Below are 20,985 nucleotides of genomic sequence, written 5' to 3'. Positions count from 1 at the left end.
GGACCCCTCATACGGTCCGTACAACGGCGTACGGAACTCCGACCCGCGCCCGCCATGTCCCCGACCAGGGATGGCGGGCGCGGTGGCGTTCCGGGGGTGGCTACTCGGGCTGGACGACCGTGGCGGCCCAGCGGAGGGTGGGGGTCGAGGTGGTGACCACCGCGCCGAATCCGCCGTGGAGGCCCGTGCCCAGGGGGATGGTGAGGCGGGCCGGGGCGTCCGCGGGGCAGTCCAGGGTGAAGGGGGCCGGGTTGCGGTCCGGGTGTTCGTCGAGGGTGAAGGACACCACCATGCTGCCGCCGCCCTCACAGGCGAAGGTGGTGTACGTGTCCAGGTACGGGGACAGCCCGCCCGAGACGAAGCCGCTGGAGCCGGCCACTTCGGGCACCCAGATCAGGCCGTCCAGGCCGGGATGGGGCAGGAGTTCGGTCTGGTCGGCCGCCTGGGCGGCGCCGGTGGCCAGGACGAGGACCGCCGTAGTGGCCGCGAGCGCAAGGGCGGTGCGTCGGCGTCCCTGGAACGTGTGCTTCATGGGTCCCCCCGGAGGTGTGTTCGGCTCCCTCCACGCTAGGGGCCGGCACTGACAGCGGGGGCAAGCCCGTGTGGAGAGGCCTGTCCAACACCGCCCTGCTCCCCGGGAGCGCCGGCTTCCTCAGCCGTATTCGGCGCGGGGCCCGGCCAGTCGATCGGCCACGACGGACAGCCAACTGCTCGGCGCGTAGGGGGCCGGTGGGTCGATCTCCATGCCGAGCTTGGCGATGCCGACAGCGTAATCGACCTCCTCCAGGCCCAGGGCGAGGAGTTCGCGCCTCACCGATGACTCGCGCCACGAGGAACTGGCCGAGTTCGGGGAAGCGGGCGTGCCATTCCCAGTGCGTCTCGGGCAGGCCATCGGCGGCGGGACCCGGCCCTCCTTGCTGTTCGGCGACCGAGAGGGTCCAGGGGCGGGTGTGCCAGGTGTGGCGCAGGTAGGCGGTGAGGGCCCGACCGGCCCGGTCGGTGGTGTGTGTTTTGGGCGAGCCAGCGGTGGGTGACCTGCTGAGTGGCCCACTGGGCGGTTTCCCGGTCGGGGTAGGTGGCGGATCTGGTGGGCACGCGGGTTCCGGTTCGGCTGGATAGGGTCAGATGTTCTGGAAGTTCCAGAACACGGCCACTTCTTCGTCGTTCACGGCGATCAGGCCGGCGTCCCAGCCGTAGCAGCTGAAGGGGTCGAGGCCGCCCCAGACGCCCTGTTCGTAGAAGTCGGGATGGTCGCCCTTCCAGCCGATGTTGGAGTAAAAGCGGGTAGTGGCCGGGAAGCGCGAGAGGATCACGTCTGCCCGGCGTTCCATCTCGGGTCTGCGTTCCTCCCACTGCGAAGCCTTGGCGACGTCCAGGCCGAGTACCCCGAGCAGGACGATCAGTGATCTTGCCGAAGCCCGGGGGAGCTCTCTCACTCGTGGTCGGTATCGTTCCGCGTCGACGGCAGTGGAGGGGGTCTCCAGCCAAGGGAACAGCGGGCCTTCAAGACGTTCCTCGTTGCCCTCGTAGGGATCGATGGATTCCCAGCCTCGTGGGTCCTGTGTTTCTAGGCGCATGATCGCGCCTACGTCGAGCCACCATTCCTGGTGCTCGCGGGGGGCCACTCCCACCCACGTGCAGAGCCACCGGTACAGCTTGAGTGCGTCGGACCAGGTAGCCGCGGTGAGGTCGGTCATCGTCGTTCGCTCCGGTTCAGAGGGACTCGAAGCTCCAGATCAGGGCCACCTCGGTGTCGTTGACGGCGATGAGGCCGGCGTCCCATGACCGGCTGCTCGTAGGAGTCGGGTCGTTCGCCCGGACCGCGGGAGCTCCCTGACCGTTGCTGTGAACCCTTCCGCGTCCGCCGGTGTGGCGGGGGGTTCGGGATTCCGAGCTGAGGTCTGTCATCGTTCGCTCCGTCATTCAGGGGCCGAGGTGATCGGGAAGGATTCCTCGGTGTGTCGAGGGTCAGTCCGCCGGGACCTCGCGGGGTGGGGTGTCGTCGTTGCCACGGCGGACGGTGTGGAGGCCGTGGGTCGGGGTCCAGGTGGTCACCACCAGTTCGTCGGCGTCGACGCCGATGTGGACCACCTCGGTCAGGTCGGCGTGGAAGAGGTGGAAGGGGTGCGGCGGGGCGCCAGCCTCCTCCGCGTAGCGGTGGAGTTCGGGCGGGTCGACGATCTCCACCGCGCGGCCCGAGATCCGGACGTCCCCGTCCGGCATGGTGTCGTCCGCGCCGGGGTTCGTGTGCAGGGCGAAGCGGGGGTCGTGCTGGAGGTCGCGGGCCTTCATCGAGCCCGCCATCATGCCGAGCCACAGCTCCCCGCCGCGGAAGTCGACGTTGAGCCCGGCCACCCGCGGCGAGCCGTCCTTGCGCAGGGTGGCCAGGACGTGGTGCGGGTACTGCGCGAAGCGGGCCCGGACGGCCGCCGCGAATTCCGGCTCCGCCTTCTCGAACGCAGCCCAATTGTTCGTCGTCATACGTCCATCAAAGCGCGCGCCGCCGGTGACGGCCGGTCAGGCACGCACGATGCCCGCCCGGCGCGCCGCCGCCAGCCAGGACGGGAACTCGGCGACGAGGCGGTCGTACAGTTCGGCGTCCGGTACGGCGCGCGGGTCGGCGCCGGCGTGGAAGTAGCCCGCGTTGTCGACCGCCCGCATCTGCGGTGCCGGGAGCTCGTCCAGGCGGCGAAGGAAGTCGAACTGGCTGCTGTGGGTGTTGCCGAAGCCGACGAACTGCCAGAAGAGGGGCAGGCGGGCCGCCTTGCACAGGTAGCGCTCCGCCGCGGTCTTGTCGACCGGGCCGCCGTCCGTCTGGAAGACGACCAGGGCCGGGTCGGCGGAGCCCGAGTCCAGGTAGTGGTCGATCACTGCGTCCATGGCCAGGTGGTAGGCGGTCTTTCCCATGTGGCCGAGCCCGGCGGCGATGGCGGCCACCCGTCCCTCGTGATCGGCCAGGGAGACCTCCTCGATCGCGTCGACGTCCGTGGAGAAGAAGACGACCGGTACGCGGCCGTCGGAGTCGAGGTGCGCCGACAGGCCCAGGACGCGGTCCGCGAGGGCCTGCACGCTGCCGTCCCGGTAGTAGGGGCGCATGGAGCCGGAGTAGTCCAGGACCAGGTAGACCGAGGCCCGGCCGCCCTCCAGGCCGTGCTTGCGCAGGGAGGTCCCGGCGCTCTTGTACAGGTTGACGAGGGCCGGCGCGGCTTCCTCCACCTTGCGCAGGCTGATGGCGCTGCCGCCCGTCATCGGGCGGGGTCCGTGCGCGGCCGGCCGTTCAGGGCCTCGATGTCCTCCAGCATGGCCGCCGCCAGGTCGCGCTCGGAGGCGTAGTACCGCTCGGCCCACTTGAGGGTGAGGGTCGGGTACGCCCAGGCGGCGTTCTCCTGCGCGGTCGCCGCGTCCGCCTCGGCGCGGCGGCGCATGTCCTCCGCGAACTCCTGGTGCCCGCACAGCACTTCGCGCAGCTGCTCCGGCTCCAGCAGGTGGCCCAGCCACAGCCGCAGCATCGGGCCGTGCTTGAGCACCGGCGGGTCGACGGGTGCCTCGCGCGCCCACTGCCGTACGGCGGTCATGCCCGCGTCGGTGATCCGGTACACCCGCTTGTCGCGGGGGCCGGTGTCCTGGGTGACCATCCGGGAGGAGGCGTAGCCGGCCTTCTCCAGGCGCTTGAGCTCGCTGTAGATCTGGCTGAAGGAGGGGCTCCAGTAGAAGAAGCCCAGCGAACGGTCCGACCACTTCTTCAGGTCGTAGCCGGAGAGCTCCTCGCCGAAGGAGAGCAGTCCGAGCACCGCCCAGCTGGTCGCGGGGAGCGTCCGCCGGGACGCCGTGCGGGGAGTCTCTTCTGCCGTCTCGTCTGCCACGCAGCGCAGTCTACGACCGGTTCCGGCGACGCCCTTCCCCCTGATGGGCGTGACTGCTAGAAGTATTTCGAATAGGAAGGTCGATGGGCCGCGGCTGTCCAACTCCCGCCGTTCGCATGGAGGAAGTGTGATCTCGCTGGACGGGAAGGTCGTCGTCATCACCGGTGCCGGGCGCGGTCAGGGCGCCGAGGAGGCCCGGTTGTGCGCGCGGGCCGGGGCGCGGGTCGTCGTGACGGACGTCCGGGAGGAGGAGGGCCGGGCGGTCGCCGCGGAACTGGGCGGACGGGGGCTGTTCGTACGGCACGACGTGGCCGACGCCCGCAGCTGGGCCGGGGTGGTGCGGGAGGCGGTGGCGGCCTTCGGGACGGTGTCGGCGCTGGTCAACAACGCCGCCCTGTGGCGCACCGCGCACGTCGAGGAGCAGAGCGCGCACGGCTTCGAAGAGCTGCTGCGGGTCAACCTGCTGGGCCCCTTCCTCGGCATCCAGGCGCTGGCGCCGGTGCTGCGCGCCGGCGGGGGAGGCTCCGTCGTCAACATCTCCTCCACCGCCGGGCTGGTCGGCATCCCCGGCCACGCGGCGTACGGATCCACCAAGTTCGGGCTGCGCGGACTGACCCGGTCGGCGGCGCTGGACCTCGCCGGGGACGGGATCCGCGTCAACTCGGTGCACCCCGGGGCCATCGACACCCCGATGGTGGCCGGGGCCGTCGCGGGCCGGGACTGGTCGCACGTGCCGCTGGGGCGGATGGGCCGGCCCGGGGAGGTCGGGGAGCTCGTCCGCTTCCTCTGCTCGGACGCCTCCTCGTACATCACCGGCGCGGAGTTCGCCGTCGACGGCGGGATGACGGCCCGATGACCCGCGACGGGCTCTCCCCCGAGGCGCGGCGGCTGTGCGACGCCATGACGGCCGGCTTCCCCCCGCCCGGGGATCCGGCGGCCCTGCGGGCGGCCGCGTCCGCGGGGGGCCGGGCGGGGCCGGAGGTGGCCTCGGTGTACGACACCGGCGCGGAGGGGGTCCGGGTGCGGGTCTACGACCCCGCGCCCGGGGCGGTCGGGCGGCCGCTCGCGGTGTACTTCCACGGCGGGGGGTGGGTGATGTGCGGGCTGGACACGCACGACGCCCTGTGCCGGACGCTGGCCGCCGCCTCGGGGGCGGTGGTCGTCTCCGCCGACTACCGTCTCGCGCCCGAACACCCCTGGCCGGCCGCGGCCGACGACGCGCTGGCCGTACTGCTGTGGGCCCGGGCCGAGGCGGGCGCCCTGGGCTGCGACGCGGACCGGGTGGTGGTGGCGGGGGACTCCAGCGGCGGCAACCTGGCGGCGGTCACCGCGCTGCGGGCACCGGGACTGGTCGCCGGGCAGCTGCTGGCGTACCCGCCGCTGGACGCCTCGATGGGCTCCGAGTCGGTGGCGGCGTACGGGCGCGGGTACTTCCACACCGCCGCGCACATGGCCTGGTACTGGGACCAGTACGGCGGCGACCCCGGCCACCCGCACGTCTCCCCGCTGCACGCCGTCGACCTCACCGGCCTGCCGCGAACCCTGCTGCTCCTGGCGGACTGCGACCTGCTGAGGGACGAGGGGCTGGCGTACGCCCGCCGGCTGGGCGAGGCGGGCGTGGACTGCGAGGTCCGGCTGCACCCGGGCGTCTTCCACGGCTTCCTGGGTTTGCCGCTGCCGGCCGCGAAGGCGGCGGTGGCAGGAGCGGCGGCCTGGCTGGCGGCGACGGGCTGAGGGGGCGGCGACGGCCTGAGGGGGCGGGGCGGCCGGATTCGAACCGGCGTCCTCCCCCATGTCGTGTGGGCGCACTACCTCTGTGCTACGACCCCGCCTTGCGGTGGATCCTATGCGCGGTGGGGGAGGGTGCGCACCCGCATTTCCCCGGCATGATGTGTTCATGGCTGAATTGGTCCGGCGGGTGCCCGGGGCGCTCGTGCGCAACGGGTGCCTGCTGGCGGCGGAGTTCGGGGCGGTCCTGCTGCTCCGTGGTCCCGAGGGCGCGTGGGTCCCCGTGCTGCTGGCCGTCTTCGTCGTCGGCGCGGCCGTACCGCACGGCACCGGCGCGGAGTTCGTGGCCCGGACCGCCGTCGCGCTCGTCGCGGTGGGGGTCGCGGTCGTCGGCGGGGTCGCCTGGGACCGGCACACCCTTCACGAGCGGGGCCGGGCGGGGACGGCGGTGGTCGCGTCGCGGACCATGGTGCAGGACGGCTCCACGCAGACCCCCTCGCTGCGGCTGCGCACGGAGGCGGGCCGCGAGCTGGCCGGCCCGGTGGCGCTGGACCTGCGGCCCGGCGCCCGGCTGGCGGTGACCGTCGATCCGGACGGCCCGGCCTGGTCGCTGGGCCCCCGCCCGCCCGAGCCGTTCTGGCAGGCCGCGGCGACGGCCGCCCTCCTGCTGCTCCAGACCGCCGGCGTCACCGCCCTCTCCCTGCGCCGCCCCCGCCCCTGAAACCGCTGGCCCGCGCCGCGGCGGTCCCCGTAGGGTCGCCAGCATGTCCACCACCACCCTCTGGCGGCCCACGGGCCCCGTGGAACTCGACCTCGTGCGCGCCCTCGACTGGCGGGCCTGGCCGCCGCGCCTGCCCGAGCAGCCGATCTTCTACCCGGTGCTCAACGAGGACTACGCGGTCCGCATCGCCCGCGACTGGAACGTCAAGCACTCCGGCGCCGGCTTCGTGACCCGCTTCGAGGTGGACTCGGCCTTCCTGGAGCGGTATCCCGTCCGACAGGCCGGCGGGGAGACCATCCTGGAGCTCTGGGTCCCGGCCGAGGAACTCGCCGAGTTCAACGCGCACATCGTCGGACGCATCGAGGTGGTGCGGGAGTTCCGGTGACCGAGCCCCGGGCCGGCCCGGGCCGAGCCGCCCAGCCGGGCAAGGGCTCGTCAGGCAGCCGGAGTTCGCGAAGAATGGCGCCATGACCACCCCACGTGCCCGGTCCTTCGACGCCGCCGCCGCGCTCTACCACGCCCACCGGCCCGGATACCCCGGCGCGCTGTTCGACGCCGTCGAGGAGCTCGCCGGGCGGCCGCTGCGCGGGGCGCGGGTCGCCGACGTCGGAGCCGGGACCGGGATCGCCAGCGCGCTGCTGGACGCGCGCGGCGCCCGGGTGGTCGCCGTGGAGCCCGGGGACGGGATGGCCGCCGAGTTCCGGCGGGCGCACCCCGCGATCCCGGTCGTGCGCGGCGACGGGAACCGGCTGCCCCTGGCCTCCGGGAGCGTCGACTTCCTGACCTACGCCCAGGCCTGGCACTGGACCGACCCCGCCCGCTCCGTCCCGGAGGCCCGCCGCGTGCTGCGCCCCGGCGGGGCCCTCGCGCTGTGGTGGAACGACCTGGACACCACCGTGCCGTGGATCGCCGAACAGGACCGGCGGCTGCGGGACTACTTCGGCGTCGTCGGGGTGCCCGCGCGCGAGTCCCTGGAGGGGCTGGAGGCCGTCACCCGCGAGGTGTCCTGGTCGCGCCGGATCCCGCTGGAGGCGCACCTCGCCAACCACGCCAGCCACTCCGCCTTCCTCGTCCTCGGCGCTTCCCGCACCCGGGAGTTCATGGACGCCGAGCGGGCCCGGCTGCGGGCCCTCTTCCCGGACGGGGTGGTCGAGGAGACCTATGCCGTCACCCTTCACGTGGCCGCCTGCTGAGCCACCACCTCCGCCCGGCACTGCGACGGGCTGCCCCACGCGTCGCGCAGCGGGCGGGCCTTGCGCAGCCACAGCGACAGGTCCAGCTCCTGCGTGTAGCCGACCGCGCCGTGCAGCTGCAGAGCGGTGAGCGCGGCCGCGTACGCCGCCTCGCCGGCGGTCAGCTTCGCCGCCGCGACGTCCCGCCCCGACAGGGACAGCGCCGCCCCCCACAGCAGCGGCCGGGCGAACTCCAGGGCCAGCAGGGTGTCGGCCAGCCGGTGCTTGACCGCCTGGAAGCCGCCGATCGGCGTCCCGAACTGGGTGCGCTGCCCCGCGTACCGCACCGTCTGCGCCAGCAGGGCCTCGCCGACGCCCAGGCACTGGGCCGCCGTCAGCAGCCGGGCCCAGCGCAGGGCCGCCCGGGCAGCCATCGTCACGGCCGGGCCGGCCGCCAGCAGCTCCCCGTCCCCGGCCGGCCGGAACAGCCGTCGCGCCGGGTCCGTGGACGCCAGCAGCTCCCCGTGCCCGCCGGCCAGCCGCAGCTCGCCCGCCGCCGTCACCGTGAAGCGGTGTGTGACCGCGTCCGCGTCCAGGGCGTACGGGGACCCGCCCGGCAGCGTCAGCGTCGCCAGGGCCCCGCCCGCGGCCAGGGACGGCAGGAACCGCTCGGCCGGCCCCTCGTCACCCAGCTCGGCGAAGAGCACGCAGGCGGCCGCCGTCTCCACCACCGGCCCCGGCACGCCCGCCCGCCCCAGTTCCACGAAGCCCAGGGCCAGCTCCACCGGCAGCGGGCCCACGCCGTCGTACGCCTCCGGTGCGGCCAGGGCGAACAGGCCCGTGGCGGCGAGAGCGGACCACAGGTCCCGCCCGGGGCCGTGGTCCCCGGTCGCCCAGGCCCGTACCGTCTTGGGGACGTCGGCCGCGCCGAGCAGGGAGCGCAGCGTACGGGCGTAGTCCGACTGTTCCGCAGTCGGCAGGAAGCGCATCAGCGGCGGCCCTTCGGGAGACCGAGCAGCCGCTCGGCGATGATGTCGCGCTGGATCTCGTTCGTGCCCGCGTAGATCGGCCCGGCCAGGGAGAAGAGCCAGGGCTCGGCCCAGGGCCCCTCCGCGAGTTCCGCGTCCGGGCCCAGCAGGTCCAGGGCCGTCTCGTGCAGGGCGATGTCGTACTGCGACCAGAACACCTTGTTCAGGCTGGACTCCGCGCCGATCCGCGCGCCCGCCGCGAAGCGGGACGCGCCGGTCCAGGTGAACAGCTCGTAGGCGCGGGCCCCGACCAGGGCGTCCGCGACCCGGTCGCGCAGCGCGGTGTCGGCGGGGTCGCCCTGCGCGCGCCACAGCGCGGTGAGCCGGCCGGCGGCCGCCAGGAACCGGCCGGGGGAGCGCAGGGTCAGCCCCCGCTCGTTGCCGGTGGTGGACATGGCGATGCGCCAGCCCTGCCCCGGCTCGCCGATCACGTCCTCGTCGGGGACGAAGACCTCGTCGAGGAAGAGTTCCGCGAAGGCCGGCTTGCCGTCGAGGCGGCCGATGGGCCGCACCGTCACCCCCGGCTCCCGCAGGCCGAACATCAGGTACGTGAGCCCCTGGTGCGGCCTGGGCGCGGCCGGGTCGGTACGGAAGAGGCCGAAGGCGCGGTCGGCGAAGGCGGCCCGCGAGGACCAGGTCTTCTGCCCGGACAGCAGCCAGCCGCCGTCGGTCCGCACCGCCCGCGAGGTCAGGGAGGCCAGGTCGGAGCCCGCCTCCGGCTCCGACCAGGCCTGCGCCCAGACGACCTCCCCGCTCGCCATGGGGGGCAGCACCCGGGCCCGCTGCTCGGCCGTGGCGTGGTCGAAGAGGGTCGGCGCCAGCAGGCTGATGCCGTTCTGCGAGACCCGGCCGGGTGCGCCCGCCGCCCAGTACTCCTCCTCGAAGACCAGCCACCGCTCGATGTCCGCGCCCCGGCCCCCGTACTCCTCGGGCCAGGACACCACCGACCAGCGGTCGGCGTGCAGCTGCGCCTCCCACTCCCGGTGCGCCGCGAAACCCTCCCCGGTCTCCAGCGAGGGCAGGGGCCGGGCGGGGACGCGGGCGCGCAGCCAGTCCCGCGCCTCGGCGCGGAAGGCCTCCACCTCGGGGTCGTGGTCGAGGTTCACGATTCCTCCGCCTCCTCGGGGCACAGGGCGATCCTTCCCTAACAAGTGTTTGGTAGGTTAACGTACGGCCATCAGCAGCGTCGAGGCCCGCGCCCTCGGCCTTCCGAGGAGGTACGGAGTTGACCGCACCCGCGTACGTGCCCGCCCACGGGCTGCTCGAAGGCCGCACCGCCGTCATCACCGCCGCCGCCGGAGCCGGCATCGGCGGCGCCACCGCCCGCCGCTTCCTCGAAGAGGGCGCCACCGTCCTGGTCAGCGACGCCCACGCCCGCCGCCTGAAGGAGACCGAGGACGCCCTCGCCGCCGAGTTCGGCGCCGGCCGCGTCGCCTCCCTGCCCTGCGACGTCACCGACGGACAGCAGGTCGAAGCCCTCTTCGCACACGCCGAGCAGCTCCACGGCGGCCTCGACGTCGTCGTCAACAACGCCGGACTCGGCGGCACCGCCGACCTCGTCGACATGACCGACGACCAGTGGGACCGGGTCCTCGACGTCACCCTGAACGGCACCTTCCGCTGCACCCGCGCCGCCCTGCGCTCCCTGAAGGCGTCCGGGCGCGGCGGCGTCGTCGTCAACAACGCCTCCGTCATCGGCTGGCGCGCCCAGACCGGCCAGGCCCACTACGCCGCCGCCAAGGCCGGGGTCATGGCCCTGACCCGGTGCGCGGCCCTGGAGGCCGCCGCCTTCGGCGTACGGATCAACGCGGTCGCCCCGAGCCTGGCCATGCACCCGCACCTGGTGAAGGTCACCAGCGAGGAGCTGCTGCGCGAGCTGACCGCCCGCGAGGCCTTCGGCCGCCCCGCCGAGCCCTGGGAGATCGCCAACGTCATCGTCTTCCTGGCCTGCGGCTACTCGTCGTACATGACGGGCGAGACCGTCTCGGTCAGCAGCCAGCACGCGTAGGCCGAGAATGGGCCCGTGCCAACGAACCAGCCGGACGCCCAGCCGGCCGCCAAGAAGAAGACGCAGGTGACCGCCTCACCCGAGCGCCGCCAGGAGCTCCTCGGCACCGCCGCCGAGGTCTTCGCCGCCCAGGGCTACAACGCCACCACCGTCCGCAAGATCGCCGACGCCGCCGGGATGCTCGCCGGCAGCCTCTACTACCACTTCGATTCCAAGGAATCGATGCTCGACGAGATCCTCTCGGCCTTCCTGAACGAGCTGTGGGCGGGGTACGACACCGTCCTCGCCGCCGGCCTCGGCCCCAGGGAGACCATCGAGGCCCTCGTCACCGAGTCCTTCCGGGAGATCGACAGGCACCGCGCCGCCGTCGCCATCTACCAGAAGGAAGCGCGCACCCTCTCCGCGCAGCCCCGCTTCCACTACCTCTCCGACTCGCAGGTCAAGTTCGAGAAGGCGTGGCTGGGAACGCTGGAGCGGGGGGTCGCCGCCCGCGTCTTCCGCGCCGACCTCGACATCCGCCTCACCTACCGCTTCGTGCGCGACACGGTGTGGGTCGCGGCGTCCTGGTACCGGCCGGGCGGCCAGCACAGCCCCGAGGAGATCGCCCGCCAGTACCTGTCGATGGTCCTGGACGGGATCGCCGTACGCCCCTGACCGTTGAGGAGCCCGTCATGCCCGAGGCCTACATAGTCGACGCCGTACGCACCCCCGTGGGCCGGCGCGGCGGCGGCCTGTCCGCCGTGCACCCCGCCGACCTGGGCGCGCACGTCCTGAAGGCGCTGGTCGAGCGGTCCGGGGTGGACCCGGCCGCGGTGGAGGACGTGGTGTTCGGCTGCCTGGACACCGTCGGCCCGCAGGCCGGCGACATCGCGCGCACCGCGTGGCTGGCCGCGGGACTGCCCGAGGAGGTCCCGGGCGTGACCGTGGACCGGCAGTGCGGCTCCTCGCAGCAGGCCGTGCACTTCGCGGCGCAGGGCGTGCTCTCCGGCACCCAGGACCTGGTGGTCGCGGGCGGCACCCAGAACATGTCGATGATCCCCATCGCCTTCGCCTCCCGGCAGGCCGCCGAGCCGCTGGGCCTCACCGAGGGGCCCTACGCGGGCTCGCGGGGCTGGCGGGCGCGGTACGGCGACGCGCCGGTCAACCAGTTCCACGGGGCGCAGCTCATCGCGCAGAAGTGGGGCATCTCGCGGCGGGACATGGAGGAGTACGCGCTGCGCTCCCACCAGCGGGCGGTCCGGGCCGTCGACGAGGGCCGCTTCGAGCGGGAGACCGTCGCCTACGGGGAGGTCCGGGTGGACGAGGGCCCGCGCCGGGACACCACCCTGGAGAAGATGGCGGCTCTCAAGCCGGTGGTCGAGGGCGGCACCATCACGGCGGCCGTCTCCTCCCAGGTCTCGGACGGCGCGGCGGCCATGCTGATCGCCTCCGAGCGGGCGGTCGCCGAGCACGGCCTCACGCCCCGGGCCCGCATCCACCACCTGTCGGTCCGCGGCGAGGACCCCGTCCGCATGCTGTCGGCCCCGATCCCGGCGACCGCCCACGCCCTGAAGAAGACCGGCCTCACCCTGGACGCCATCGACCTGGTCGAGATCAACGAGGCCTTCGCCCCGGTGGTCCTGGCCTGGCTGAAGGAGACGGGCGCCGACCCCGCCCGGGTCAACGTCAACGGCGGCGCCATCGCCCTCGGCCACCCGCTGGGCGCCACGGGCGTGAAGCTGATGACCACGCTGCTGCACGAGCTGGAACGCACGGGCGGCCGCTACGGCCTGCAGACGATGTGCGAGGGCGGCGGACAGGCGAACGTGACGATCATCGAGCGGCTGTAGCCGGGCCCGGACCGGGCGGTGCGAGGGGCCCGTGTGCCGTGGGTCGCAGCGCCGCCCGGCAGGGTGTGCTAGCTTAGGGGGCGTTGCAGTTGTGGTACCCATGAACTTTATGTGCGCCTGACGGGAATGCTCCGCAGGCGCTTTTATTGTTTTTCCCGGATTCTCCCGGATGGGGCCCTTGCCGCCTATTCAGGAGATTTCAAATGGCACTTGGCACCGTGAAGTGGTTCAACTCGGAAAAGGGCTTCGGCTTCATCGAGCAGGACGGCGGCGGCCCGGACGTCTTCGCCCACTACTCGAACATCGCCACCCAGGGCTTCCGTGAGCTCCAGGAGGGCCAGCGCGTGTCCTTCGACGTGACGCAGGGCCAGAAGGGCCCCCAGGCGGAGAACATCCTCCCCGCCAACTAAGTACGTCAGCTTGCCGGGGTCCGCACCGTGAGGTGCGGGCCCCGGCTTGTCTGCTGTCTCGACCTTTGTTTTACCTGCCGGTTTCAGGAGGGCTTTCTCGCATGACCAGCTCCAGCTCCGCACGACCCAGCCGCCGCCCCACCCGGGGCCGAGGTGCGGCCCAGGGACGTCCGAAGGCTGGCGCGGGACGGCAGAAGTCCGCCCCCGTGGCCCGGCCCCAGGAATTCACCATGCCCGAACCGCAGACCCCGGCCCTCCCGCCGGTGGACGCGTTCGAGGACATGGACATGCCCGAGGCGCTGCTGAAGACCCTCGCCGCCCAGGGCGTGACCGAGCCGTTCCCCATCCAGGCCGCCACCCTGCCGAACTCGCTGGCCGGCCGTGACCTGCTCGGCCGCGGCCGTACCGGCTCCGGCAAGACGCTCGCCTTCGGCCTGGCCCTGCTGGCCCGCACCGCCGGCCGCCGCGCACAGCCCACGGCGCCGCTCGCGCTGGTCCTCGTACCGACCCGCGAGCTCGCCCAGCAGGTCACCGACGCCCTGAGCCCCTACGCCACGGCCGTCAACCTGCGCATCGCGACCGTCGTCGGCGGCATGTCGATCAACCGGCAGTCCGGCGCGCTGCGCCGCGGCGCCGAGGTGCTCGTCGCCACCCCCGGCCGCCTCAAGGACCTCATCGACCGCGGTGACGCCGACCTCTCGCAGGTCGCGGTCACCGTCCTCGACGAGGCCGACCAGATGACCGACATGGGCTTCATGCCGCAGGTCACCGCCCTGCTCAAGCAGGTCCGCCCCGACGGCCAGACCATGCTGTTCTCGGCGACCCTCGACAAGAACATCGACAAGCTCGTCAAGATGTTCCTCACCGACCCGGTCGCCTTCTCCGTCGACCCGTCCGCCGGCGCGGTCAGCACGATGGAGCACCACGTCCTGTACGTCATGGACGAGACCGACAAGAAGGCCGTGGCGACGCGCATAGCGGCCCGCGAGGGCCGGGTGATCATGTTCGTGGACACCAAGCGCGGGGTCGACCGCCTGGTCAAGCGGCTCCTGGCCGACGGCGTGCGCGCCTCCGGCCTGCACGGCGGCCGCTCCCAGCCGCAGCGCAACCGGACCCTCGACTGGTTCAAGACCGGCGAGGTCACCGCGCTGATCGCCACCAACGTGGCCGCGCGCGGCATCCACATCGACGACCTCGACCTCGTCGTCAACATCGACCCGCCGACCGACCACAAGGACTACCTGCACCGCGGCGGCCGTACCGCCCGTGCCGGCGAGTCCGGCAGCGTCGTGACCCTGGTCCTGCCCGACCAGAAGCGGGAGATGTCCCGCCTGATGTCGGACGCCGGGATCACCCCGCGCACCGCGCAGATCAAGTCCTCCGACGCGGAGCTGGCCCGCCTGACCGGCGCCCGGGAGCCCTCCGGCATCCCCGTCGTGCTGGAGGTGCCGCAGCCCGCGCAGCCCAAGGCGCGCAGTGGCTCGGGCTCCGGCTCGGGCTCCTCGCGCCGCCGCTCGGGCGGCCCGCGCGGCGGCTCCGCCACCGGTTCGGCGCCCGCCTCCGGCGGCCGCGGCCGCCGCTCGGCCGGCTCCGCCTCCGGGCAGGCCCCCGCCTCCGCCTCGGGCCAGTCCCGGCGCGGCCAGGGCGGCGGCCAGGGCACCGGTTCCACCCCCGCCCAGGGCCGGCGCTCCGCGGGCTCGGGCTCCGGGGGCGGCGCGGCCGCGGCCTCCGCGCGCAGCCGCGTCGGCGCGGCGGGCCAGGGACGCCGCCGGGCGGTCTGACCCGGGACACAGCACACCGGGACGCCGGGCGGCGCGCATCGTGCGCCGCCCGGCGTCCTGCCGTTCCGGGGCGGGGCCGGGCGGGTGCGCCTAGCGGACCAGCTTGTCCTGGAGCTTCACCAGCGTCCGCAGGTCCAGGCCCAGGCCCTGCGTGAGGTAGCCGTAGAAGCTGCCGTAATCGGCCTCCAGCTGCGCCGTCGCCGCGTCCAGGTAGTCCTGGCGGACCTCCTGGAGCGGGATGAGCAGGTCCGGGTTCTGCATCCGCCCCGACTGCTTGAGACCCGCGCGCACCTGGGCGTCGTACGCCGCCCGGAAGGTGTTCGACGCCAGGTAGTCGCGCTCGGCCGTCTCCTGCGGCACGGCGAGCGAGCGCAGCAGGACGTAACTCAGCCAGCCCGTCCGGTCCTTGCCGGAGGTGCAGTGGTACAGCAGCGGGCCCTGGCCGCCGTCCGAGATCTCCCGCAGGGTCGCCGCGAGCTGCGCCCGGTTCTCGGGGCCCGTCACGAACGTGCGGTAGATGTCCCGCATGTAGGCCTCGGCGCGGCCGCCGCCGAGCATCTGCTCCTGCTTCACGGGATCGCCGGTGGCTATCGCGCCGACCAGGGTGCCGTACAGGCCCAGGTCGCTGATCGGGCGGGACGTGGGGGAGAGCCCGGACGGCAGCCTGTCGGCGCCGTCGTACTGGAGCTCCATGGGGATGCGGAAGTCGACGACCTTCGTGAGGCCGAGACCCGCGACGGTGGTGATGTCCGCCGCAGTCAGCTTGCTCAGCGCGTCGGAGCGGTACACCAGGCCCTGGCGGACCTGACCGCCGGTGTAGGTGCGGTAGCCGCCGATGTCCCGGAGGTTGACGGCGCCCTGGAGGGGGATCTGACGGATCGTTTCCGCCGTGGACTGGCGGTGGTACTGCGGCTGTCTGACGAAGGCGCCGCCCGCCGGCGCCGCGTGGGCGGAGGCGGGCAGGGTCCCGATGGCGAGGGCGGCGGCGACCGCCGCCGTCGCCAGGCGGATTCGGGCACGGCTCATCATGCGACTCCCGGAACGGAGAAGGGGGATCACCCTGGTGGTGGCAGGGTGCGGAGCGAGTGCAGTGCTTCCGTTGCCTGTCGTGCTTCGGCCATGACCCGGGAGACGAGTTCCGCACAGGACGGCAGATCCTCGATCACCCCCGCGACCTGGCCCGATGCCATGACACCGAGGTCCGTACGGCCCTCGACCATGGACGCCTTCAGGAGCATCGGCGTGTTCGCCGCCAGCAGGACCTGGCTCCACGACAGGTCCTTGCCGTGCCTCATCGCCAGGCCGTCGCGCACCATCTGCGCCCACGTCAGGCCCGACAACTTCCGGAACCCGGCGGCGTGCCGGACCGCCCTGGCCAGCGCCCGGGCCCGGCCCGCCCGCTCCAGGGACGCGACCAGCTCGGTGCGCAGCATGCGGTGCGGCAGCCCGTCGACGGCCGTGGTGACGGTGACGTCCTGGACGCCGGCCTTCAGGTACTCGGCCTTGACGGCGTCGGGGACGGTGGAGTCGGAGGTCAGCAGGAAGCGGGTGCCCATCGCGATGCCCGCCGCCCCGTACGCCAGGGCCGCGACCAGGCCCCGTCCGTCGCTGAAGCCGCCCGCCGCGACCACCGGGATGTCCACCGCGTCGACCACCTGGGGCAGCAGCACCGTGGTGGCCACGTCCCCGGTGTGCCCGCCGCCCTCCCCGCCCTGCACGATCACCGCGTCCGCGCCCCAGGCCGCGACCTTCTCGGCGTGCCGGCGCGCCCCGACCGAGGGGATCACCACCACCCCGGCGTCCTTGAGCCGGGCGATCAGCTCCCGGGTCGGGGCGAGCGCGAAGGAGGCCACCCGGACGCCCTCGTCGATGATCAGCCGCACCCGCTCGGCCGCGTCCCCGGCGTCCGCCCGGAGGTTGACCCCGAACGGCGCGTCCGTCCGGGAGCGGACCTCCCGGACGGCCGCGCGCAGCTGCTCCGTGGTCATCGTCGCCGACGCCAGGATCCCCAGCGCGCCCGCCTCGGCCGCCGCCGTCACCAGGCGCGGGCCGGCGACCCAGCCCATGCCCGTCTGCACGATCGGGTGGCGGACCCCGACCAGCGTGGTCAACGCCGTCTCCATCGCCGCCTCCACGGGGTCAGACCCGCACTTCCCGGTCGCGCAGGCCCTCGGGGTCGATCACCTCGCGGATCAGCCGCAGCTCCTCGGCCGTCGGCTCCCGCGTGTACGGGACCCCGTCCGGGACCGCCAGCTCGAACCCGGTCGCCGCCCGGACCTGTGCGGGGGTGACGCCCGGGTGCAGGGAGGCCGGCCGCATCGAGCGGTCCGGGCCGGCGAAGTCGAACACCCCGAGGTCGCTGACCACCCGGGGCAGCCGGTGGAAGCGGGTCACCCCCGCCGCCTCGGCACGGTCGTGGCCCACGCCGCTGACCATGTCGACCCGCTCGACGAACACCCGGGGGGAGTGCCGCGGGATCCAGTAGCTCACCGGGTTGTTCAGGGTGTTCACGGGCGCGCCGCGGACCCCGAGGAGCTGGCGGGCGGGCCGCTCCCAGTCGCCGATGCAGGAGATGTTCTGGTTGCCGTACCGGTCGATCTGGGCGGCGCCCATCATCACGTGCCGCCGCCCGCCGGTGACCATCGTGAGGTGGCGGCGGTACGGCAGCCAGCCCTCGACGGTGCCGTCCAGGCCGACCAGCATGGCCTCGCCGTCGGTGAGCAGCAGGTCGGGGGAGAAGGTCCGCTTGGCCAGCCGGGCCCCGAAGGAGGGGATCAGCCCCATCGGGCTGGCGAGCACCTCGCCGTCGCCGCGCCAGGCCTCGGCGCAGGCGATCACACAGTATTCGGCTCGGGTGGCGGTGGCGGCGGTCACTGCTGCTCCTCGTGCCAGGTCCGGACGGCGCTCTGGTAGGCGTGCTCGCTGTCGCCGGCCAGGAAGCGGGCGGCGAACTCGGGCCAGGGGGTGGACGCGTAGAGCTTCTGGAAGGGCTCGTCGCGGTCGTAGTCGGGCACGCAGGAGGTGAAGTGCGCACCGTTCGGGGCCTCCACCACGCCGGTGACCGAGTGCCGGCTGACGAGGAGGGACTGCGGGGGCCCGGACTTGGCCAGCTCGGCGCTCTCCACGAGCTGTTCGCAGGAGACGTACGCGGTGTCGGCGGCTTCGCAGAAGAGGTCGTCGAAGTACGGGTCCGGGCCGAGGTACTGGGCGTTGCCGAGCCGGTCGGCGCGGTTGAGGTGGACCAGGGCCGCGTCCATGCGCAGGGCGGGGACGGCGACGAACTCCTCGCCGTCGGCGTAGGGGGAGGTGACGGTACGCAGTTCCGGGTTGACCCGCATCACGTCGGAGCCGAGGCCGGCCCGCACGGGCATGAAGGGGAGCCGGTTGGCGGCGGCGTGCAGCCCCCACATGAACATGGCCTCGTCGTACTCGGTGAGGGCGAGGGCCCCGCTCTCGCGGGCGGCCCGGAAGTGGGGTTCCAGCGCGATGGAGTCGAGGGTGGCGAAGGGGGCCACCAGCCTGCGGATCCGGCCGGCCGCGGCCAGCAGCCCGACGTCGGGGCCGCCGTAGGAGACGACGGTGAGATCGGTGATCCGGGAGCGGAGCAGTGCTCGCACCAGGGCCATGGGCTTGCGCCGCGAACCCCAGCCGCCGATGCCGAGGGTCATCCCGCTGCGCAGCCGCCCCACCACGTCTTCGGGGGTCATGCTCTTGTCCGTCATGCGGATCCTCCCTGTCCCTCTTCCGAGCCCTTCCCGAAGGTGTCGCGGACGCGGTCGGCGACACCGCTGAGGTTGGCCTCGAAGGTGAAGCCCTGTTCGAAGCGGTAGCTGCGGCGGACGTCCACCGGATCGATGCCGTTGATGGCGGCCTTGGCCAGGCGGATCAGGTAGCCGTCCTTCTTCGCGATCTCGGCGGCCAGTTCCAGGGCCGCCTCCCGCAGCCGCTCCGGTGCGACCACCCGCCAGACGGAGCCGTGCGCGTGCAGTTCGGCGGCGGTGGCGGTGCGCGAGGTGTAGTACAGCGCGCGCATCATGTGCTGCGGGACCAGCCGGGCCAGGTGGGTGGCGGCCCCGAGGGCCCCCCGGTCGAGCTCGGGCAGGCCGAAGACGGCGTCGTCGTCCGCCACGATCGCGTCGGCGTTGCCGACGAGCCCGATGCCGCCGCCCAGGCAGAAGCCGTTCACGGCGGCGACCACCGGCACCTCGCACTCGTACACGGCGGCGAAGGCCTCGTAGCAGCCGCGGTTGGCGCCGACGAGGGTGGTGTGCCCGGTGTCGCGCTGCATCTCCTTGATGTCGACCCCCGCGTTGAAGCCGCGGCCCTCGGCCGCCAGGACCACGCAGCGGACCTCGGGGTCGCGGCCGGCGGCGCGCAGGGCGTCGGCGAGGTCGTACCAGCCCCGCACGGGGAGCGCGTTGACGGGCGGGAAGTCGGCTGTGACGAGTGCGATGCCCTTGGCAGGGCGGGAGGTGGAGACACCCATGAGCGGATCAGCTACCTTTCCACCAAACATTTGTTAGGTGCTTGCCAGGTGAGGAAGGTAGCAGCCGATGGAGCTCAAGGGGAGGGTCGTCGCCGTCACCGGCGGAACCCGGGGCGTGGGCGCCGGGATCGCGCGCTCGTTCCTCACGGCCGGGGCGCAGGTCGTCGTCTGCGCCCGCAGGCCGCCGCCGGAGCCGGTGGCGGCGGGCGGGCGGCAGGCCGCCTTCACCGCCGTGGACCTGCGCGACGCGGGCGCCGTGGGGGAGTTCTTCGCGGCGGTCGCGGACCGGTACGGGCGGCTCGACTGCCTGGTGAACAACGCGGGCGGCACCCCGTACCGGCTGCTGGGGGAGGGGGCGGCCGAGCGGCACGCGCGGGTCGTAGAGCTCAACCTGGTGGCCCCGATGACGGCCTCGCTCGCGGCGTACCCGTGGCTGCGGCAGAGCCGGGGCTCGGTCGTGATGGTCGGCAGCGTCAGCGGCACCCGGCCGTCGCCGGGGACGGCGGCCTACGGGGCGGCCAAGGCGGGCCTGGAGAACCTGGCCCGCTCCATGGCCGTGGAGTGGGCGCCCGACGTACGGGTCAACTCGCTGGTCCTCGGCATGGTGCGGACCGAGCTGGCCCACCTGCACTACGGCGACGAGGCGGGCATCGCGGCCGTCGGCGCCACCGTGCCGCTGGGCCGGCTGGCCGAGCCCGCGGACGTGGGGGAGGCGGCGGTCTTCCTGGCCTCCGCCCGGGCGGCGTACGTGAGCGGGGCGAGCCTGCTGGTGCACGGGGGCGGGGAGCGGCCCGCGTTCCTGGACGCGGCAACGGTCAACAAGGCAACGGCCGACGAGGAGAGCTGAGGCGGAGATGGGCATTGCGGACGGACGCGTGGTGATCGTGACGGGCGCCGGACGGGGACTGGGCCGCGCCCACGCCCTGGCCTTCGCGGCGGAGGGCGCGCGGGTGGTCGTCAACGACCTCGGGGTGGGCCTCGACGGGCAGCCCGGGCCCGGCAGCCCGGCCGCACGGGTCGTGGAGGAGATCCGGGCGCTGGGCGGGGAGGCGGTGGCGCACGGAGGGGACGTCGCGACGGGAGAGGGCGCGGCCTCCCTGGTGGACTGCGCGGTCTCCGCGTTCGGCGGGCTGGACACCCTGGTCAACAACGCCGGGTTCCTGCGCGACCGGATGCTGGTCAACCTGGAGGAAGACGACTGGGACGCGGTGGTACGGGTCCACCTCAAGGGGCACTTCCTGCCGCTGCGGTCGGCGGCCGCGTGGTGGCGGGCCGAGGCGAAGGCCGGACGGCAGCGGGCCGCGCGGGTGGTCAACACCTCCTCGGGGGCGGGGCTGCTGGGCTCCGTCGGGCAGGGCAACTACAGCGCGGCCAAGGCGGGCATCCTCGGCCTGACCCTGGTGGCGGCGGCCGAGATGGGCCGGTACGGGGTCCAGGTCAACGCCGTCGCCCCGGCGGCGCGGACCCGGATGACCGAGGAGACCTTCGCCGCGTCGATGGCGGCCCCCGCCGAGGGCGCCTTCGACGCGATGGCCCCGGAGAACGTGTCGCCGCTGGTGGTGTGGCTGGGCTGCGGGGCCTCTGCCGGGGTGACGGGGCGGGTCTTCGAGGCGGAGGGCGGCCGCATCACGGTGATGGAGGGCTGGCGCCCGGGCCCCACCGCGGACCGCGGCGCCCGCTGGACCCCGTCGGAGGTGGGCGAGGCCGCGGCGAAACTGGTCGCGGAGGCGCAGCCGCCGTTGGGGGTGTACGGGGCGCGGTAGCCGGCGCACCGGGCGCTACGCCGTACCCCGGGCGGGCGCGCGGTGCCGCTGCGCGGGCTGCTCCCCGCCCCGCCCTTCGCCCGTTCCCCGGGGCTCCGCCCCGGCCCCCGGGGGGGGGGGGGCCCCCCCGCCCCCCCCCCCCAAAGCCCCGCGGCGGGGGGGGGGGGGGGGCCCCCGGGCCCCGCGCCGCCCCCCG

At 73.9% G+C, this 20,985-nt stretch carries 24 protein-coding genes, 1 tRNA gene and 1 pseudogene; 12 read left to right on the top strand and 14 right to left on the bottom strand.

Annotation, left to right across the window (positions count from 1 at the left end):
• Positions 1–100: 100 nt before the first annotated feature.
• The 6 genes and pseudogenes from AB0D45_RS28225 to AB0D45_RS28200 form a co-directional block, all read right to left on the bottom strand.
• Positions 101–532, bottom strand: a complete 432-nt coding sequence (locus AB0D45_RS28225) for a hypothetical protein (protein WP_362464094.1) — start codon at positions 530–532, stop codon at positions 101–103.
• 120 nt (positions 533–652) lie between these two features.
• Positions 653–983 (bottom strand): annotated as a pseudogene (locus AB0D45_RS28220) (hypothetical protein); the annotation flags it as partial.
• A 138-nt stretch (positions 984–1,121) separates the two neighbouring features.
• A complete protein-coding gene (locus tag AB0D45_RS28215) occupies positions 1,122–1,697 on the bottom strand; it encodes a hypothetical protein (RefSeq protein WP_362464091.1) in 576 nt (191 codons plus the stop codon).
• A gap of 271 nt (positions 1,698–1,968) precedes the next feature.
• Positions 1,969–2,481 (bottom strand): pyridoxamine 5'-phosphate oxidase family protein, encoded by a 513-nt coding sequence (locus AB0D45_RS28210; protein ID WP_361602223.1) that lies wholly within the window; start codon positions 2,479–2,481, stop codon positions 1,969–1,971.
• A 36-nt stretch (positions 2,482–2,517) separates the two neighbouring features.
• Positions 2,518–3,249 carry a VWA domain-containing protein gene (locus tag AB0D45_RS28205; RefSeq protein ID WP_362464088.1) on the bottom strand — a complete coding sequence of 244 codons (732 nt, stop codon included), beginning with the start codon at positions 3,247–3,249 and terminating at the stop codon, positions 2,518–2,520.
• Positions 3,246–3,872 (bottom strand): PadR family transcriptional regulator, encoded by a 627-nt coding sequence (locus tag AB0D45_RS28200; RefSeq protein ID WP_362464107.1) that lies wholly within the window; start codon positions 3,870–3,872, stop codon positions 3,246–3,248. The genes AB0D45_RS28205 and AB0D45_RS28200 overlap by 4 nt, the downstream gene beginning before the upstream one ends.
• A 118-nt stretch (positions 3,873–3,990) precedes the next feature.
• Here AB0D45_RS28200 and AB0D45_RS28195 point away from each other — a divergent pair, with 118 nt between their 5' ends.
• The gene (locus AB0D45_RS28195; RefSeq protein WP_361602229.1) at positions 3,991–4,719 is read left to right on the top strand and encodes a glucose 1-dehydrogenase; all 729 of its coding nucleotides are present in this window, start codon (positions 3,991–3,993) and stop codon (positions 4,717–4,719) included.
• The gene (locus tag AB0D45_RS28190; protein ID WP_362464085.1) at positions 4,716–5,597 is read left to right on the top strand and encodes an alpha/beta hydrolase; all 882 of its coding nucleotides are present in this window, start codon (positions 4,716–4,718) and stop codon (positions 5,595–5,597) included. The genes AB0D45_RS28195 and AB0D45_RS28190 overlap by 4 nt, the downstream gene beginning before the upstream one ends.
• A 22-nt stretch (positions 5,598–5,619) precedes the next feature.
• Here the strand turns inward: AB0D45_RS28190 and AB0D45_RS28185 are convergent.
• A tRNA-Ser gene (locus AB0D45_RS28185) sits at positions 5,620–5,694 on the bottom strand.
• Between the two features lie 66 nt (positions 5,695–5,760).
• On the opposite strand from AB0D45_RS28185, the gene AB0D45_RS28180 reads away from it, so the two are divergent.
• From AB0D45_RS28180 to AB0D45_RS28170, 3 genes are all read left to right on the top strand, one after another.
• On the top strand, positions 5,761–6,312 hold the full coding sequence (locus AB0D45_RS28180) for a hypothetical protein (protein ID WP_362464082.1): 552 nt from the start codon (positions 5,761–5,763) through the stop codon (positions 6,310–6,312).
• A 43-nt stretch (positions 6,313–6,355) separates the two neighbouring features.
• On the top strand, positions 6,356–6,697 hold the full coding sequence (locus AB0D45_RS28175) for a hypothetical protein (RefSeq protein WP_361602238.1): 342 nt from the start codon (positions 6,356–6,358) through the stop codon (positions 6,695–6,697).
• Between the two features lie 82 nt (positions 6,698–6,779).
• Positions 6,780–7,505: a class I SAM-dependent methyltransferase gene (locus AB0D45_RS28170; protein WP_362464079.1), complete on the top strand. Its 726-nt coding sequence runs from the start codon at positions 6,780–6,782 to the stop codon at positions 7,503–7,505.
• Here AB0D45_RS28170 and AB0D45_RS28165 read toward each other — a convergent pair.
• Together AB0D45_RS28165 and AB0D45_RS28160 are read right to left on the bottom strand one after the other, a co-directional pair.
• Positions 7,487–8,473, bottom strand: a complete 987-nt coding sequence (locus AB0D45_RS28165) for an acyl-CoA dehydrogenase family protein (RefSeq protein ID WP_362464077.1) — start codon at positions 8,471–8,473, stop codon at positions 7,487–7,489. The genes AB0D45_RS28170 and AB0D45_RS28165 overlap by 19 nt on opposite strands.
• A complete protein-coding gene (locus AB0D45_RS28160) occupies positions 8,473–9,618 on the bottom strand; it encodes an acyl-CoA dehydrogenase family protein (protein WP_362464075.1) in 1,146 nt (381 codons plus the stop codon). The genes AB0D45_RS28165 and AB0D45_RS28160 overlap by 1 nt, the downstream gene beginning before the upstream one ends.
• A gap of 119 nt (positions 9,619–9,737) precedes the next feature.
• Here AB0D45_RS28160 and AB0D45_RS28155 point away from each other — a divergent pair, with 119 nt between their 5' ends.
• From AB0D45_RS28155 to AB0D45_RS28135, 5 genes are all read left to right on the top strand, one after another.
• Entirely contained in the window at positions 9,738–10,520 is a 783-nt protein-coding gene (locus AB0D45_RS28155) for an SDR family oxidoreductase (RefSeq protein WP_362464072.1), read from the top strand.
• A gap of 15 nt (positions 10,521–10,535) precedes the next feature.
• Positions 10,536–11,174, top strand: coding sequence for a TetR/AcrR family transcriptional regulator (locus AB0D45_RS28150; RefSeq protein ID WP_362464069.1), 639 nt, complete (start codon positions 10,536–10,538; stop codon positions 11,172–11,174).
• Between the two features lie 17 nt (positions 11,175–11,191).
• Complete coding sequence (locus AB0D45_RS28145) at positions 11,192–12,349, top strand: acetyl-CoA C-acetyltransferase (protein ID WP_362464067.1); 1,158 nt, start codon at positions 11,192–11,194, stop codon at positions 12,347–12,349.
• 203 nt (positions 12,350–12,552) lie between these two features.
• Entirely contained in the window at positions 12,553–12,759 is a 207-nt protein-coding gene (locus tag AB0D45_RS28140) for a cold-shock protein (RefSeq protein ID WP_030707191.1), read from the top strand.
• Between the two features lie 101 nt (positions 12,760–12,860).
• A complete protein-coding gene (locus tag AB0D45_RS28135; RefSeq protein ID WP_362464064.1) occupies positions 12,861–14,540 on the top strand; it encodes a DEAD/DEAH box helicase in 1,680 nt (559 codons plus the stop codon).
• Between the two features lie 90 nt (positions 14,541–14,630).
• On the opposite strand, the gene AB0D45_RS28130 is transcribed toward AB0D45_RS28135, so the two are convergent.
• Genes AB0D45_RS28130 through AB0D45_RS28110 form a run of 5 tightly spaced genes read right to left on the bottom strand, consistent with a single transcriptional unit; the run spans position 14,631 to position 19,026 of the window.
• Positions 14,631–15,566, bottom strand: coding sequence for a tyrosine-protein phosphatase (locus AB0D45_RS28130; protein WP_362464061.1), 936 nt, complete (start codon positions 15,564–15,566; stop codon positions 14,631–14,633).
• A 29-nt stretch (positions 15,567–15,595) separates the two neighbouring features.
• Positions 15,596–16,675, bottom strand: coding sequence for a nitronate monooxygenase (locus AB0D45_RS28125; RefSeq protein WP_362464059.1), 1,080 nt, complete (start codon positions 16,673–16,675; stop codon positions 15,596–15,598).
• Between the two features lie 4 nt (positions 16,676–16,679).
• On the bottom strand, positions 16,680–17,414 hold the full coding sequence (locus AB0D45_RS28120; protein WP_362464056.1) for a CoA-transferase: 735 nt from the start codon (positions 17,412–17,414) through the stop codon (positions 16,680–16,682).
• On the bottom strand, positions 17,411–18,262 hold the full coding sequence (locus AB0D45_RS28115) for a CoA-transferase (RefSeq protein ID WP_362464054.1): 852 nt from the start codon (positions 18,260–18,262) through the stop codon (positions 17,411–17,413). Before AB0D45_RS28115 ends, AB0D45_RS28120 begins: the two co-directional genes overlap by 4 nt.
• Positions 18,259–19,026, bottom strand: coding sequence for an enoyl-CoA hydratase family protein (locus tag AB0D45_RS28110; RefSeq protein ID WP_362464051.1), 768 nt, complete (start codon positions 19,024–19,026; stop codon positions 18,259–18,261). Before AB0D45_RS28110 ends, AB0D45_RS28115 begins: the two co-directional genes overlap by 4 nt.
• A gap of 67 nt (positions 19,027–19,093) precedes the next feature.
• On the opposite strand from AB0D45_RS28110, the gene AB0D45_RS28105 reads away from it, so the two are divergent.
• Positions 19,094–19,873, top strand: coding sequence for an SDR family oxidoreductase (locus AB0D45_RS28105; RefSeq protein WP_361602277.1), 780 nt, complete (start codon positions 19,094–19,096; stop codon positions 19,871–19,873).
• Positions 19,874–19,880: 7 nt separating this feature from the next.
• Positions 19,881–20,789, top strand: coding sequence for an SDR family oxidoreductase (locus AB0D45_RS28100; RefSeq protein ID WP_362464048.1), 909 nt, complete (start codon positions 19,881–19,883; stop codon positions 20,787–20,789).
• Positions 20,790–20,985: the final 196 nt, after the last annotated feature.

Origin of the sequence: Streptomyces sp. NPDC048352 (assembly GCF_040651895.1) — a bacterium.
Taxonomy (GTDB): domain Bacteria; phylum Actinomycetota; class Actinomycetes; order Streptomycetales; family Streptomycetaceae; genus Streptomyces.
The sequence above is the reverse complement of the archived record's forward strand: the minus strand, read 5'-3'. Positions and strand labels throughout refer to the sequence as shown.

Bases quoted from the DNA above. Each gene is read 5' to 3' on its own strand.
- AB0D45_RS28110 (WP_362464051.1), bottom strand. From the start codon at position 19,026: ATGGGTGTCTCCACCTCCCGCCCTGCCAAGGGCATCGCACTCGTCACA.
- AB0D45_RS28135 (WP_362464064.1), top strand. From the start codon at position 12,861: ATGACCAGCTCCAGCTCCGCACGACCCAGCCGCCGCCCCACCCGGGGC.
- AB0D45_RS28205 (WP_362464088.1), bottom strand. From the start codon at position 3,249: ATGACGGGCGGCAGCGCCATCAGCCTGCGCAAGGTGGAGGAAGCCGCG.
- AB0D45_RS28210 (WP_361602223.1), bottom strand. From the start codon at position 2,481: ATGACGACGAACAATTGGGCTGCGTTCGAGAAGGCGGAGCCGGAATTC.
- AB0D45_RS28105 (WP_361602277.1), top strand. From the start codon at position 19,094: ATGGAGCTCAAGGGGAGGGTCGTCGCCGTCACCGGCGGAACCCGGGGC.
- AB0D45_RS28170 (WP_362464079.1), top strand. From the start codon at position 6,780: ATGACCACCCCACGTGCCCGGTCCTTCGACGCCGCCGCCGCGCTCTAC.
- AB0D45_RS28165 (WP_362464077.1), bottom strand. From the start codon at position 8,473: ATGCGCTTCCTGCCGACTGCGGAACAGTCGGACTACGCCCGTACGCTG.
- AB0D45_RS28190 (WP_362464085.1), top strand. From the start codon at position 4,716: ATGACCCGCGACGGGCTCTCCCCCGAGGCGCGGCGGCTGTGCGACGCC.
- AB0D45_RS28215 (WP_362464091.1), bottom strand. From the start codon at position 1,697: ATGACCGACCTCACCGCGGCTACCTGGTCCGACGCACTCAAGCTGTAC.
- AB0D45_RS28100 (WP_362464048.1), top strand. From the start codon at position 19,881: ATGGGCATTGCGGACGGACGCGTGGTGATCGTGACGGGCGCCGGACGG.
- AB0D45_RS28130 (WP_362464061.1), bottom strand. From the start codon at position 15,566: ATGAGCCGTGCCCGAATCCGCCTGGCGACGGCGGCGGTCGCCGCCGCC.
- AB0D45_RS28140 (WP_030707191.1), top strand. From the start codon at position 12,553: ATGGCACTTGGCACCGTGAAGTGGTTCAACTCGGAAAAGGGCTTCGGC.
- AB0D45_RS28145 (WP_362464067.1), top strand. From the start codon at position 11,192: ATGCCCGAGGCCTACATAGTCGACGCCGTACGCACCCCCGTGGGCCGG.
- AB0D45_RS28225 (WP_362464094.1), bottom strand. From the start codon at position 532: ATGAAGCACACGTTCCAGGGACGCCGACGCACCGCCCTTGCGCTCGCG.
- AB0D45_RS28175 (WP_361602238.1), top strand. From the start codon at position 6,356: ATGTCCACCACCACCCTCTGGCGGCCCACGGGCCCCGTGGAACTCGAC.
- AB0D45_RS28115 (WP_362464054.1), bottom strand. From the start codon at position 18,262: ATGACGGACAAGAGCATGACCCCCGAAGACGTGGTGGGGCGGCTGCGC.
- AB0D45_RS28180 (WP_362464082.1), top strand. From the start codon at position 5,761: ATGGCTGAATTGGTCCGGCGGGTGCCCGGGGCGCTCGTGCGCAACGGG.